The sequence below is a fragment of the Streptomyces sp. NPDC038280 genome, assembly GCF_055600045.1.
Genome location: NZ_JBVJYZ010000001.1, coordinates 715,856 through 729,848, shown reverse-complemented (window position 1 = coordinate 729,848; position 13,993 = coordinate 715,856). Strand labels below are relative to the sequence as shown.

Here is a 13,993-nt window from a genome sequence, read left to right as displayed (position 1 = left end):
GTCGACTCCGCTGTCGGCACAGCGCGGGCGAACGTGGTCATATGCGGGGGCAGACGGCGGGTCGGTGCGGGGAGGCAGTTCGTGCTTTCGAGGGGTGTGGGCTTCTGAGTGGCTATCCAGATCGAGTGCTCGGCGGTCCCTACGCCCTCCTAGGTCGGCTGTTACTTAGCCGTGGATTGTCAGTGCCAGACAGTAGGCTGCCGGACGGCGCTCATGTGGCCGGTGGGCGTCGTACACCGTGTCGTGGGAGGGCGTGTGGATCCGGTTTCACCAGCGGTTCTGGCCAAGTGGGCAGGGCCTGTGGCCAGTCGGTTCGCCATGGGCGGCTTGATGAAGATTACGCGTGTGCGGCGGGTGGCGCGTGCTGCTGCTAAGAGAGCTGCGGTGGCGGGGGTGCCGATCACGAAGAGGTCGCTGCGGACCTGGTTGTCCCGGGCAGACACGGCGGAAGAGCTGCGGCAGTGTACTGAGCGTTCCCTGGAGCAGGCGGCCCGGCGTTTGGAGTACTTGGTTCCCGGTGTCGTTGGCGAGCAGCGCCGGGCTGATTCGCTGCGGGTCCTGCAGATTGTGATGGAGGAGTACGTCGGCTCGGGCCCGCCGGCAGAGGCGGCGGTCGTGACCAGTGGGTGGGGGCGGCAGGTCACCCTTGAGGATGGAGCCAGGACGCGGGATGTGGTAGGGGGTCTGCAAAGCGTGGTCCTTGGGCGTCTTGATGCGCGCACGCACTTCGAGGTGGTCCTTCGCACGCTGAGTCCGTGGTCTGCGCAGGAGGCGCGGCGCCTGGTTCCGGTATGGCCCGCTGTGGAGACGGCGGTCGCGCTCTTGGCCGGTAAGGGCACGGCGCGTGGATCCGTGGTGCAGCAGTGGGCTGATCAGGAACCGGCGTGGCTGCAGAGCGCGCCGCCTCAGGCGTTTGAGTGGCTCGGCCAGATTGCTGCCGAATACGACGCCCGGCAGGCTTCCCATGCGTTCTTCGAGCGCTGTGTCCGTGAGGGCGGCTACCCCCGTGACTTCTTTGTGGCACGCGCGGCGCTGCAGGTGGGCTCCGGCGGGGAGCAGGAGACGCGGGACTACCTCGCGGTGTATGGCGATATCGCCTCGCCTGTGTTGGATGCGCTTCACGCTTTTTTGGACCGGGACTGGGCCAGGTGCATCGAGCTTCTGGCTCGGTGGCAGGCCCCTAACGCGATGGCCGAGGCGATTAAGGTTCAGCTCGAAGCCGAAGCTTTGATCAATACTAGTCAGGTCGGCACGGCACTGACGAAGCTGCGGGCCGCAGCAGAGGATGAGAGGTTCCCGGGGATTGCCGTAAACCTGGCCAGAGTGCTGCTTCAGCGCGGCACTCATGGTCCCACCCGTAACAGACTGGCGGACGCGCAGGAGGCCCTTGCAGTATCGGTATGGGCCAGGAACAGTCGCCGCTCGTGGTACGGGGACAGCGTTGCCGCGGCGCTCCTTGCCGTGCAGGCCGCCGTGCTGTGTCAGGACCTGCCTAAGGCGTGGAGTCTGACACAGCCGCCGCCGGAGGGAGAGGCCCTGCCGCATGAGGCCGACGACATCAGGATGCGGGAGCAGACCGCTCTTGTGGCGGCGCTCTCGGGCCGGGGGCGGGAGGCCGAGCAGCTGCTGGAAGGTGTGACGAGCGGGTTCGTCAGAGCCCAGGTGCTGGCGGTGATCGAGGAGTACCGCTCGGAGGGCGATAGCGAAGACCCACAAGTGCGGGCCTTGTGGCAGCAGGCGTGGGAGGCAGCGCAATCCGAGCAGGAGCAGCTGGTTGCCGCCATAGGTCTGGCCGAAGCCGGAGCGGAACTGCCGGATCTTGCGCATCTCAGGGACGAGTACCCCGATGCGGTCGCTGAGCTGGAGCTGCTTGCCCGTGCAGTACGGCAAAGCACTGGAGACAAGCTGGCAGTGCTGCGCGCCAACTTCACTAAGAGCCCGTTGATCGCGCTCAAGCTCGCCCACCGCTATCACCGCCGCGGTGACGTCCCACTTGCCGCCCGGACCTTGAAGGACGGGGCCGAGCACTGGCGTGACCACCGCTTGATGGCCATGGCCGCCAAGTGCTTCCTTGAAGCTCGGGAGTATGCGCAGGCACGGGAGAGCGCAGACGTGGCGCTGAACTTGGCAGGCGCCGGCTGGGCGGGGCGGGGTGCCATGTATGCCGTCCTCGTGGAGGCCGAATCGGCCGGCGGGCGCATGGACCGGGCCACGGACGCGGCCGTGAGCCTGCTTGCTCTCGATCCCCAGGACCACGACGCCCGCTGGGCGTTGGTCAAGTGCTACGTCATGCGCGCCTTCAGAGAGCAGGCTTGGCAGATACTGACCGAGCTGGGCTCACCGCTGGAGCCCCGCAGCCGGGACGAAGCCCTTCTGTGGGTGGATCTGGGCGCGCGATCATCGACGGATGCGCACTTCATCGGCCATGCCCTGAATCTGATGCAGCGCTGGCCGGGGGACGAAGAGCTCCTCGGTCTGTTCCTGGGTGCACTGCACATGCGCGCCGCGAGCACTGAGCAGGGCTTGTCCGAGCAGGACGCTGAGCAACTGCGCGAGGCCACCACCAGCTTCCTGGAGCGTTTCCCTGACAGCTCCCTGCTGCGGGCCGTCGAAGTGGGTACGCAGGATGATCCGCTGGCCCACATCGCCGATGATCTGCGCCGTTTGCACGAGAATACGAAGGAAGTCCTCAGCAAGATCAGCCAGGCGGAGCTCCCTATTGGCGTGCTCACGAGGGCGACTAGTCGGACCTACGCCGAGTGCTGCATCCGTAGGGCTGCCGGCGTCGTTCTCGCGGCCGACCTTCCTCCAGCCCCCATGGAGGCCCAGGCCGTGCAGACTGCACGCAGTGGGCGGGCAGTTCTCGACACCACAGCCGCCGTCACCCTCTCTGTTCTGGATACACGCGTCTCCGAGCAGCTCATCGGCCACCTCCAGGCGGTCGTTACCACCGATCAGCTCATGGCAGACGCGCTACAGGCCAAAGAATCCCTGTCACTGCAGTCGGACCTGACGCTCGGTTGGGACGAACGCACAGCCAGCGCCACGCCCTTCTTCTCCACTCCTGAGGACATGGCCGCGCGGCGCGCCACCGCCGCTCGTCTGGTCGACCTCCTGCAAGCCACCAGCCGGGTTTCGCGTCCGGAGCTGCGCAGCCTTCCCCCCTTGCCGGGAGGCCGTCGCGGTACGCACTGGCTGACGGCTCTGGATTACGCGAAGGAACACGGACTCGTCCTGTGGTGCGACGACCGGGTTATGCGTGCCTTGGCACGGGCTGAGGGTGTGGCCACGTTCGGCACGCTCAGCCTCATCGACGCATGCGACAGCGCTGGCCTGCTGGCTTCCAAGGAGGGGCTGGTCATCAAGGCCGATCTGCTGCGCCATTATTTTGTCGATATCCCGTTCTCCGATGAGCTCTACCGTGCTGCAGCGCAGGCTGACGGCTGGCAGGCACGAGCCGTCGCCGCAGCCGTGTCCCGGCCCGCCGTGTGGTCTGACCCGCAAGCAGTCGCAAGGTTTGCCTGCTACGCCGCCTCGCAAGTCGTTAGCTCCATGCCGCACGAGACCTCGGGGTGGATCGGCGCCGCCTACACAGGCTTGCACCGCGCGTCCCTAGCGGAGTTCCGGGTTCGAAACCTCACGGCCTTGTGCTGGCAGATCTTCACGTGCCCCTGGGTGTCGGTATCCTCGTTGCCGTTCGTCCTGTCGGGCCTGCACGCCGGTGCAGAGGCTGCCGCTCATACCGAAGAACCGCTACGGGCCGCGCTCGCCCAGTATTACCGCGCACTCGTCGAGCAACTGGGCCACATTGCCGCCGCCGACATTTTTATGAACCTGTTCACCCTCACCGAGGAGGAGGACAAAGCCAACGCAGCGCGCACTGTGCTGACCTCTCGCGACTAGTATCGGTTCCGGGTCAAGGTCACTCGCTTGGTCGAGCGCCTCATCTGTGGCGGCCTACGACGTCGACGTGCTGGCCGCCTACCGGGTCCACCGGCAGCAGACTGGTCGAGTGGAAGGTACTCGCCCGGCGCCCCTCCGGTTGACGGCCACCGACAGGGTGTGCGCGGTTCAGCCGTGCCAGACCGTCCCGTGTGGCCGTCGCCCACGCCCGGTGGCGCTACCCCTGCCACGCTCCGCATTGGTAAGGCGCCATGGCCGTATCGCTGGCCTCTCGGTCACCACCAGCCATGTCCTGCAGCTGTGGCAGCCCCGCACCCTAGCCGCGGGCCCCTACGCGCATGCCCGCTGTGCGGCCCCAGCCTCATGCCGTACGAGGGTCACCACACCCGCGCCGACGGCGAGCGCTGGTGCCGTACGGGCACGCCGTAGGGGTTCACGTGTGTCCAGAGCCGTGCTCCAGGTAGTGCCGGCCTGCACTGGTGAGGGCGACGCTCCACTGGCCGGCCTTCCGGGAGATCGTGACCAGGCCCCGGTTCTGCAGTGCCTGGCAGGTGGTCTTGTAGGAGCTGGTCTCCCAGACGCTGGCAGGTACCCTCTTCCACCCACACCGAGAGTTGCCGCTCATTGACCTGCCTGTCCAATGGCCGGCCTTCGACCCGAGGTTGACGTATGACGCCGGCATGTTGTCAGTTCCGTCCGTCAGCGACGGGTGGTTCGAAACAATTCGCTCGAACGAGCGGGAGTGACGTGGACCGTGTCTATGTCCGTGTGGCCGGCGTCTTCACCGTTGCCGTCAGCTCGGCCCCCGTGACCTGCTGGCGAGTCAGCCCAGTGCTTTGGCCGGGGACCTTCAGTCACTGAACTTCGCGCGCAAGCGCTCGTTCTCCTTCTCCAACGTCTTAACGCGTCGTTCGAGTTCGGCTCGTGTCGGCTTCTTCGGCGGCGGAGGAGGTAGGGGCTCCGTGCCTTCGGAGGCTCGCCACGCAGCCCGATGGGTTCGAAGGCCACGATCGTTTGCCGGTCTTCCCCGCACTCCGAGCATCGCCTGCCGTATGACCCGGCTGAGAGCGGGTCGGTGTTATGAGTAGTGCGCCTCTGTCTCGATGATGTGGCCGCAGTACAGCCGGACACGCCACCGCATGATCTCGTGATGAGCAATTGTCAAATTCTGTGGATCTGGTCCGCGCGGCCGGACGTCAGTTGGTTCAGAACCGAGTCCCGTCTCACAGGGTGGTGTTCGCCTGCCGCATGGCGGATGAGCTGCTAACTTCCGCGTCATGGCGAACCAGAGCTACGGCACAGATCTCCGAAGCCAGGTGGCCGATGCCGACAGCGGTGTCCTGTTGTTCGGCATCACGCCGCCCCGCCTGAGCAACACTCCCGAGCGGATCCGGGAGATCACCGCAGCCACCCTGGCACGGTTGGAGTCCCTCGATGTCGACGGTCTGGCGCTGTACGACATCGACGATGAGAGCGACCGTAATCCGGCGCAGCGGCCGTTTCCGTACCTGCCGACCATCGACCCTGCCGTGTACCACGCGGACTATCTCGGCAAGTGGAATCGCCCGGTGGTCGTCTACCGGTGCGTCGGCAAGTACTCCCAGACGGAGCTGCGGACCTGGCTGCGGACGGCCGACGCCGACCGGCTGCTCGGCGTCTTCGTCGGCGCGTCCTCGAAGGGGAAGGCGGTGCGGACCGGCCTGTCCGAGGCGCAGGACCTGCGCCGCGATGTCCGCCCAGACCTGCTGCTCGGTGCCGTGGCCATCACCGAACGCCCCGAGGAGCATCTGCGGCTCGTCGCCAAGCAGGTGGCCGGATGCGCGTACTTCATCTCGCAGGTCATTTACAGCGCCGACGCGGCGAAAAGCATGGTCTCCGACTACTACTACGCCTGCCGCGAGCGGGACCTCGAACCGAGGCCCGTCCTGTTCACGCTCTCGGTGTGCGGCTCGGTGAAGACGCTGGCGTTCCTCCAATGGCTCGGCGTCGACGTCCCGCGCTGGCTGGAGAACTCCCTGCGTCATGCGGACGACACCCTGGCCGAGTCATACCAGCACTGCTTGGCGAACGCCCGGGACCTGATCGCCTTCTGCCGCAAGCTCGGCATGCCGTTCGGCTTCCTCGTGGAGAGCGTGTCCATCCGCAAAGTCGAGATCGACGCCTCGGTCGCCCTGGCCCACGAGCTCAGCAGGCTGCTCGGACGAGGCACACCCTCGGTGTGAAGCCGGGCACGAACGTGCGGCTGTCGAATCCCGCGATCGGGACGCGGCTCAGGCCGCGCTGGCGTCCTCCCGTTCGACGAGGGCGCCGCGCTTAAAGCGGGCTCCGGCTCGCACGAGGGCGACCAGGTGCGGCGTATTGACCGCGCGCCAGCGTTCCTGGGCGGACTCGATCAGCTTGAACGTCATCGCCAGAGCGGCCGACCGCGACCCCGCGCCGCGGGTGACCTTGGTGCGCAGCCGCACAGTGGAGAAGGTCGACTCGATCGGGTTCGTGGTACGCAGGTGGATCCAGTGCTCGGCCGGGTAGTCGTAGAACGCCAGCAGCACATCCTCGTCGTCGACGACCTTCGCCACGGACTTCGGGAACTTCGCGCCATACTGCTTCGCGAACGCCTTGACGGCGGCCCTGGCCTGGTCTTTGTCCTCGGCATTGTAGATGTCTGCGATCGCGTTCTTCGCCGCGGGCTGCGCCGACTTCGGGAGAGCGTCCAGGACATTTGCCGTTTTGTGCACCCAGCATCTCTGTTCGCGCGTTTCGGGGAACACCTCGCGCAGCGCCTTCCAGAAGCCCAGCGCGCCGTCACCGATGGCCAGTACCGGGGCGCGCATGCCGCGCCGGGCGCAGTCGCGCAGCAGGTTCGCCCAGGACTCGCCGGACTCCCGGTAGCCCTCGTCCAGGGCTATCAGCTCCTTGCTGCCGTCGGCCCGAACTCCGACCATGACCAGCACGCATGCCTTGGCCTCGTCCAGGCGCACCTTCAGGTGCACGCCGTCGGCCCACACGTAGACGAAGTCGGTCTTCGACAGGTCCCGTTTCTGGAACGCTTTGTGATCGTCGCTCCACTGCGCGGTCAGCCGCGACACGGTCGCCGACGACAGCCCGGCGGCCGAGCCGAGGAACTGTTCCAGTGCCGGGACGAAGTCGCCGGTGGACAGGCCGTGCAGGTACAGCAGCGGCAGCACCTCCGATATCTTCGGGGTCTTGCGGGCCCACGGCGGCAGGATCGCCGAGGAGAACCGTTTACGCTCCCCGGTCTCGGCATCGATCCGCCGGTCGTTCACTCGCGGCGCTTTGACCTGCACCGGCCCGGCCGAGGTGGCTATCGTCCGCTCTGCGTGGAAACCGTTGCGCACGACCAGACGGCGACCATGCTCGTCACGCTGGTCGGCCAGGTCAGCGAGATAGCCGTTCACCTCCGCTTCCAGCGCGGCAGCCAGCATCCGCCGGGCGCCCTCCCGGACGATCTCGTCGATCAGGAAGCCGTTCGGCATCGTTCCGGCGGCATCAACTACGGTAAGCATGGGCGTGCCCTCCCAGCCGACGCGCCAACGCCGGCCTACTCAGTGACCTTCGAATCGATCACTCGGGAGGGTGCGCCCTCACCGAGCCGATCCACAGCTTCTGAGACAGCGCAGCGGGTGCGGGACGTCATCAATCAGCGCTATCGAGTCGCGGTCGTGCTTGCCCTTGGATGCGGGCTGCGCCAGGGGGAGGTCTTCGGCCTTTCGCCGCAGGACGTTGACTTCGAGCGCGGTGTCATCCGCGTACGTCGCCAGGTCCAACTCCTCAACGGCCGCTTGTACTTCACCCTGCCCAAGGGAGGGAAGACACGCATCGTTGACATGCCCCGGTCGGTCGCCGCCGAGCTGGCCGCCTACTTCCTGCAGCATCCGGCGGTCGATGTCGAGCTGCCGTGGGGTGGTCCGGAGCCCGAGCGGGAGAAGCAGACCTTCCCGCTCGTGTTGACCACGACGTACGGCAACGCGATCCGCGCCAACATCTTCAACGTCGAGGTCTGGAAGCCCGCCCTCGCGAAGGTCGGAGTCATCCCCATGAGGGCGAAGGGGGAGCGATGGAAGGCATCCCGTAAGGATGGCTTTCACGTCCTGCGGCACACCTACGCCTCGATCATCCTAGAAGCTGGCGAGTCCGTCGTGACCCTTGCCCGATGGCTCGGTCACTCCAGCCCGACCATCACCCTCGACCACTACGCCCACTTCATGCCCGAGGCCGGCGGCAAGGGGCGTGCGGCAGTCGACGCACTGCTCGGTGTGGTCCCCGAGTACGTCCCAGAGAACCTCGCGCTTGCGTGAGAGAACGGGTGGTACAGCACTGCTGTGCCACCCGTTCTGGTTGTGCCGGCTGTACGGCAGCCCCCTCAGGCTCGGCTGCTGCCCCGCCGCGGATGGCCACGCCTCCCGCTGCCCCTTGCTCTGAGCAGCGAAGGCGCCCAGGTAGCAGTCGAGCGGCCGCAGAGGAGCCGGGCAGCGATCGGCGCGGCCCCGCCCGCTACTCTCGGTGACGGGTGGCGGTGGCGGCTCGATTGTCGCCGGGCCACACGAGACACATGGAATAGCAGGTGGAGGAGGTGATCGCCCGCTCCCCAGCGCCGCGCATTCTCCCCAGATTCCCCCCAGGGCCCCGAAACGACCCCTTCAGATAATTCGCGAATGCGGAGTTGATCACTTGGTCGAGCTCGCCGTCTACAGCCAGTCCCGCCGCTTGAAGATGAAGTAGAGGCCCGTGCATACCGCTGCCATCAGCAGAATTGCGAACGGGTAGCCGAAGGTCCAGTTCAGTTCCGGCATCGCGTCGAAGTTCATCCCGTAGATCGTTCCCACCAACGTGGGTGCAAAGAGGATGGCCGCCCACGACGAGATCTTCTTGATCTCCTCGTTCTGTTCGAAGCCCGCCTCCGCCAGCGCCCGCATCTCCGCGTTCTGCTGCTGGGTCACCAGGGTCGCGTTGACCGTGAGGATGTCGGTGAGGGCCTGGCGGAAGCCGTCCACGCGCTCGCTGGTGTGGGTGACATGGTCGGCCACGTCCCGCAGGTAGCGCTGGAGTTCCTCGTCCGTGCCGTACTTGGCGAAACCGGCCATCAGACCGTGCAGCATGCCGACCAGCGGGCGGGTCGCGCGCTGGAACTCCACCATTTCCCGGGAGAGTTCGTAGATGCGGCGGGACACCGCCGGGTCGCCGCTGAAGACCTCTGTCTCGATCTCGTCGATGTCGTTCTGCACCCCGGCCACCACGGGCGCGTAGCCGTCGACGACCGCGTCGAGGATGGCGTAGAGCACCGCCTCAGGACCGAGGGCGAGGAGTTCCGGGGTCTCCTCCATGCGGCGGCGTACGGCGGAGAGGTCCGGGGCGGCGCCGTGGCGGACCGTGATCAGGAAGTCCTTGCCCACGAAGACGTGCAGCTCGCCGAAGTCGACCTCCTCCTGGACGTCCAGATAGCGGGCGGCCCGCAGGACCACGAAGAGGGTGTCGCCGTAGCGCTCCAGCTTGGGCCGCTGATGGGCTTCGAGGGCGTCCTCGACCGCGAGCTCGTGGAGGTCGAACTCGGCCGCGAGGGAGTGCAGTTCGGACTCCGACGGGCGGTGCAGGCCGATCCATGCCATGCCGGCGGACTGTTCGCGCAGCTGGCGGAAGGTCTCGGCCAGCGAGTCGGGCGAGGAGACCCGGTGACCGTCGCGGTAGAGCGACGCCTGCACGACGCTGCCCTGGTCGCGGTCGCCGGAGGGCGTCGTCGTACCGCCGTCGGGGGCGGGCGCGGCCGGTGGCGCGGGCGGCTGGCGACGCCAGGAGTGCTTCCTCGGCGGCACGGCCGGGCGGGGACGGCGCTCCGACATCGTGGGCTCACACCTCCCGCGTGATCCGTACGTCTGGTCGGTCCGAACCCCGGGGTCGGAGGCCCGAGGGCCGGGGTCCGCGGTCTCGGTGCAGGATATACGGGCCAAATCGCACCGGCACGGCAGAGGCCGGCCCCCGCCGGTCGGTGCCCCCGCCGAATTGCGGACGAGGACTGTCCGCAAGCCCGAGTAGCGTGCCGCTCATGGCCTCGAAGACGACGAACCCGGTGCTCTCCACCCGCGCTCTCAACCGCGCCACCCTCGCGCGGCAGCTCCTGCTCGCCCGCACCGAGATGTCCGCCAAGGACGCCGTCGAGCACCTCGTCGGCCTCCAGGCGCAGAACACCAAACCGCCGTACTACGCCCTCGCCGCCCGGCTCGAGGGCTTTCGCCCCGAGGAGCTCTCCGGGCTCATGGAGTCGCGCGCGGTGGCCCGGATCGTCACCATGCGTTCCACCATCCACACCCACACCGCGGACGACATCCTCACCCTGCGCCCGCTGGTCCAGGCCGCCCGCGACCGTGAGCTGAGGAACTTCCGCGAGGGACTCGCGGGGGTGGACCTGGCCCGGCTCACCGCACTCAGCCGCGAGCTGGTCGAGGAGCGGCCCCGGCCGCCCAAGGAGATCCGCGACGTACTGCTCAAGGAGTGGCCGGACGCCGACCCGCTCGCCCTGACCGTCGCGGCGCGCTGTCTGCTGCCACTGGTGCAGGTGACCCCCCGCGGCATGTGGGGCCGCAGCGGGCAGGTCTCGCTCACCACCGCCGAACGCTGGCTGGGTCGCCCGGCCGCCGACCCCGCTCCGGCGCCCGACGCGACCGTACGGCGTTTCCTCGCCGCCTTCGGCCCCGCCTCCGTCAAGGACATGCAGACCTGGGCCGGGCTCACCCGGCTGCGGGAGGCCTTCGAGCGGCTGCGGCCCGGACTCCTCACCTTCCAGGACGAGAACGGCGTCGAACTCTTCGATCTCCCCGACGCTCCCCGCCCCGACGAGGACACCCCCGCCCCGCCCCGCTTCCTGCCCGAGTTCGACAACCTGCTGCTCTCGCACGCCGACCGCTCCCGGGTCGTCCCGAAGGAGTACAAGCACCGGACGTGGAAGGGCAATCAGGCCTACCGCACCTTCCTCCTGGACGGGTTCCTCGCCGGGATCTGGCGGCTGGAGGAGACCAAGGAGGAGGTGACGATGACCGTCGAGCCCTTCGGCGCGCCCACCCGGGCGCAGCGGGACGAGCTCGTGGCGGAGGGGGAGCGCACGCTCGCGCTGCTGACGTCGGCCCCGGTGCGTTCCGTGCGGTTCGGCGCGGTACGGGACCAGCCGGCCGGCGGCGCCTGACGCACGCGGCGCCGCGTCCCCGGCGGCCGCCCGGCGGTTCCCGCGCCGGAGCGAGCCGGCCTGTGGAGCCCCGCCGGGGCCGCGCACAGTGGGCCCGAACCGCCCGAGCGGCGCGCCGAACCCCTCTCCCGAAACACGCCCGCCCCTACGGAAGCGGCCCCGCACGCCGGGACCCCCGCCCGGCGTGCCGGGCCGCCCGCCGACTCTCCCGGCGCCCGCCCGCGTCCCTCACGGAAGGAGCCCCGCGCGGCGTGCCGCCACCACCGCCTCCAGGCGCGTGTGTGCGCCCAGTTTGCGCATCGCGGACCGCAGATACCCCTTCACCGTCTCGGGCCGCAGCCCCAGCCGCTCGGCGGCCGCCGCGTTCGTCGCGCCCGACGCCACCGCCGCCAGGACGTCCACCTCCCTCGGGGCGAGCGCCGGGCCCGCGGGGCGCGTGGGTGCCTCGGACGCCGCGGCGAGGCGCCCGCAGACCTCGAGGAGGCGCCGGCGCAGCTCGGGGTCGGTGATCCGCGGAGCCAGTTCCCGCAGCTCACCGTGTGCCTGCCGGACCTCCTCCCAGGCCGGTGCGGCCGATCCCGGCGCGCCCGACGCCGGTTCGCCCGCGGTCGCGAGGAGGCGCTGGGCCTCGTCCCGTGCCACCAGTGCCTGTTCCACGTCGCGGGTGGCGGCGACCGCCGCGTCGAAGACGCGCTCGCCGATCGGCAGCGGCTCGCGCAGCGCGCCGTACAGCACCCCGCGCACCCGGCGGCGTACGACCACGGGTACCGCGAGGACCGACCGCAGGCCCTCCATGCCCACCGGCCCGTCGTACTCGTGCGTGATGTGACGTGCCACGTGGTAATCCGTCACCGCACAGGGCCGGGACAGTGCGATCGCCTTGCCTCCCAGGCCGTTCCCGGTGGAGATCGCCAGACCGTGCAGCGCCTCCGACAGGTGACCGTTCAGCTCGGCGATCCGCATCCGGTGGGGCTCTCGCAGCAGACCGCCGAAGACGACCTGCAGACCGGTGGCGCGGCGCATGCGCAGCAGCGCCGACCGCATCTCCACCGCTTCGACCGCTTCGGCCACGCGCATTTCCTTCTCGTCGACGCCGCGGTCACCCCCGTACGGGGGTAGTGAGACCCGGGTCACCGATTACACGATGTCCCTGACCGGTCCCGCAATGAGGAGGACACATGTCGGAACGCGGCGCGACGGAGAGGTTCCGGGCAGCCCGGGACTTCCTGCTGGAGCACCGGGAGGACTACGAGGCGGCGTACGAAGGCTTCGCATGGCCCCGGCCGGACCGTTTCAACTGGGCGCTGGAGTGGTTCGACGTCATCGCGGCCGGCAACGACAGGACCGCGCTGCACATCGTCGAGGAGGACGGCACCGAGACCCGGCGGACCTTCGCCGAGATGTCCGTCCGCTCGAACCGGGCCGCGAACTGGCTGCGCGCGCGGGGAGTAGGCGCCGGCGACCGGATCATCGTCATGCTCGGCAACCAGGTCGAACTGTGGGAGACCGCGCTCGCGGCGATGAAGCTGCGGGCCGTCGTCATCCCCGCCACCCCGCTGCTCGGCCCGGCCGATCTGCGCGACCGGGTGGAGCGCGGCCGGGCGCGCCATGTGATCGTCCGCGCCGAGGACACCCCCAAGTTCGACGACGTCCCCGGCGACTACACCCGTATCTCGGTCGGCGGCGACCGCGTCGGATGGCTCGGATACGAGGAGGCCCACGGCGAGTCGGAGACCTTCCGGCCGGACGGCGCCACCCTCGCCGACGACCCGCTGATGCTGTACTTCACCTCCGGCACCACCGCCCGCCCCAAGCTGGTCGAACACACCCATGTGTCGTACCCCATCGGGCACTTGGCGACGATGTACTGGATCGGGCTGAAGCCCGGCGACGTCCATCTGAACATCTCGTCGCCCGGCTGGGCCAAGCACGCCTGGTCGAATCTCTTCGCCCCGTGGAACGCCGAGGCCACCGTCTTCATCCACAACTACACCCGCTTCGACCCGGCCCGGCTGATGGACGAGATGGACCGGGCCGGCGTCACCAGCTTCTGCGCCCCGCCGACGGTGTGGCGGATGCTGATCCAGTCCGACCTGGGCCGGCTGCGGACCCCGCCCAGGGAGGTGGTCGCGGCCGGTGAGCCGCTCAACCCGGAGGTCATCGAGTCCGTGCGCCGCGCCTGGGGCGTGACGATCCGCGACGGCTTCGGGCAGACCGAAACGGCCGTGCAGGTCTCCAACAGCCCCGGGCAGCGCCTCAAGACGGGGTCGATGGGCCGGCCGAGCCCCGGCTTCACGGTGGAGCTGCTCGACCCGGCCACGGGGCGGCCGGGCGCCGATGAGGGCGAGATCGCCCTCGACCTGTCGGCCCATCCGGTCGGCCTGATGACCGGGTACCACGGCGACCCGGAGCGTACGGCCGAGGCGATGGCGGGTGGTTACTACCGCACCGGGGACATCGGTGCCCGAGACGCCGACGGCTACATCACCTACATCGGACGGGCCGACGACGTCTTCAAGGCGTCGGAACCAGGAACAATTTCATTCCTAATGGAGCTAGCCGCCTGACCTGCACAAACATCAACCCAGAGCCCTCGCTGATGCGGGGGCTCTTCGCATTGGAGGCCAGATGGCACGCAAGCCGCTACCCCAGAGAGAGTCCCGGCTGGACCTCCGCCGGGACGTGCGCGCGGCGGTGGAGCCGTACATCCAGGAGGACCGGATGACGACGGCTGTGACGGCCGTAATGATGACCGTCCTCCCTCACTTTGAACTCGCCTTCAAGCGAGGCGAAGAGGCTGCCAAGCTCCACGCCGGCAGCCGCCTGGTCCAGGAGAACGTCCGTCTCCGGCGCGAGCTGGAGCTGGCCAAGAAGGGGAGGGGCTGACCGATGGTCTGC

8 protein-coding genes and 1 pseudogene are annotated in these 13,993 nt (G+C 68.6%); 6 read left to right on the top strand and 3 right to left on the bottom strand.

Features of this window, described 5'->3' with window-relative positions:
• The first annotated feature begins 393 nt into the window (after positions 1 to 393).
• A complete protein-coding gene (locus ACZ7J0_RS03345; protein ID WP_470883500.1) occupies positions 394 to 3,903 on the top strand; it encodes a PIN domain-containing protein in 3,510 nt (1,169 codons plus the stop codon).
• A 1,277-nt stretch (positions 3,904 to 5,180) separates the two neighbouring features.
• The gene (locus ACZ7J0_RS03340) at positions 5,181 to 6,125 is read left to right on the top strand and encodes a methylenetetrahydrofolate reductase (RefSeq protein ID WP_470883498.1); all 945 of its coding nucleotides are present in this window, start codon (positions 5,181 to 5,183) and stop codon (positions 6,123 to 6,125) included.
• 48 nt (positions 6,126 to 6,173) lie between these two features.
• On the opposite strand, the gene ACZ7J0_RS03335 is transcribed toward ACZ7J0_RS03340, so the two are convergent.
• Positions 6,174 to 7,427, bottom strand: coding sequence for an IS256 family transposase (locus tag ACZ7J0_RS03335; protein WP_470883496.1), 1,254 nt, complete (start codon positions 7,425 to 7,427; stop codon positions 6,174 to 6,176).
• Between the two features lie 117 nt (positions 7,428 to 7,544).
• Between ACZ7J0_RS03335 and ACZ7J0_RS03330 the strand changes: the two genes are divergently transcribed.
• Entirely contained in the window at positions 7,545 to 8,219 is a 675-nt protein-coding gene (locus ACZ7J0_RS03330) for a site-specific integrase (RefSeq protein ID WP_470883494.1), read from the top strand.
• A 390-nt stretch (positions 8,220 to 8,609) separates the two neighbouring features.
• On the opposite strand, the gene ACZ7J0_RS03325 is transcribed toward ACZ7J0_RS03330, so the two are convergent.
• Positions 8,610 to 9,758 (bottom strand): magnesium and cobalt transport protein CorA, encoded by a 1,149-nt coding sequence (locus tag ACZ7J0_RS03325; protein WP_470883492.1) that lies wholly within the window; start codon positions 9,756 to 9,758, stop codon positions 8,610 to 8,612.
• Positions 9,759 to 9,961: 203 nt separating this feature from the next.
• Between ACZ7J0_RS03325 and ACZ7J0_RS03320 the strand changes: the two genes are divergently transcribed.
• Positions 9,962 to 11,095, top strand: a complete 1,134-nt coding sequence (locus ACZ7J0_RS03320) for a winged helix DNA-binding domain-containing protein (protein ID WP_470883490.1) — start codon at positions 9,962 to 9,964, stop codon at positions 11,093 to 11,095.
• Between the two features lie 228 nt (positions 11,096 to 11,323).
• Here ACZ7J0_RS03320 and ACZ7J0_RS03315 read toward each other — a convergent pair whose 3' ends face one another.
• Positions 11,324 to 12,172 (bottom strand): helix-turn-helix transcriptional regulator, encoded by an 849-nt coding sequence (locus tag ACZ7J0_RS03315; RefSeq protein ID WP_470884113.1) that lies wholly within the window; start codon positions 12,170 to 12,172, stop codon positions 11,324 to 11,326.
• Between the two features lie 101 nt (positions 12,173 to 12,273).
• Here ACZ7J0_RS03315 and ACZ7J0_RS03310 point away from each other — a divergent pair.
• Positions 12,274 to 13,656: pseudogene (locus ACZ7J0_RS03310) on the top strand (AMP-binding protein); the annotation flags it as partial.
• 67 nt (positions 13,657 to 13,723) lie between these two features.
• The gene (locus tag ACZ7J0_RS03305) at positions 13,724 to 13,981 is read left to right on the top strand and encodes a hypothetical protein (protein ID WP_470883488.1); all 258 of its coding nucleotides are present in this window, start codon (positions 13,724 to 13,726) and stop codon (positions 13,979 to 13,981) included.
• Positions 13,982 to 13,993 lie beyond the last annotated feature (12 nt).

What these genes read in the sequence shown, in the direction of transcription:
- ACZ7J0_RS03320 (WP_470883490.1), top strand. Translation starts at nt 9,962, where the DNA reads ATGGCCTCGAAGACGACGAACCCGGTGCTCTCCACCCGCGCTCTCAAC.
- ACZ7J0_RS03325 (WP_470883492.1), bottom strand. Translation starts at nt 9,758, where the DNA reads ATGTCGGAGCGCCGTCCCCGCCCGGCCGTGCCGCCGAGGAAGCACTCC.
- ACZ7J0_RS03340 (WP_470883498.1), top strand. Translation starts at nt 5,181, where the DNA reads ATGGCGAACCAGAGCTACGGCACAGATCTCCGAAGCCAGGTGGCCGAT.
- ACZ7J0_RS03315 (WP_470884113.1), bottom strand. Translation starts at nt 12,172, where the DNA reads ATGCGCGTGGCCGAAGCGGTCGAAGCGGTGGAGATGCGGTCGGCGCTG.
- ACZ7J0_RS03305 (WP_470883488.1), top strand. Translation starts at nt 13,724, where the DNA reads ATGGCACGCAAGCCGCTACCCCAGAGAGAGTCCCGGCTGGACCTCCGC.
- ACZ7J0_RS03335 (WP_470883496.1), bottom strand. Translation starts at nt 7,427, where the DNA reads ATGCTTACCGTAGTTGATGCCGCCGGAACGATGCCGAACGGCTTCCTG.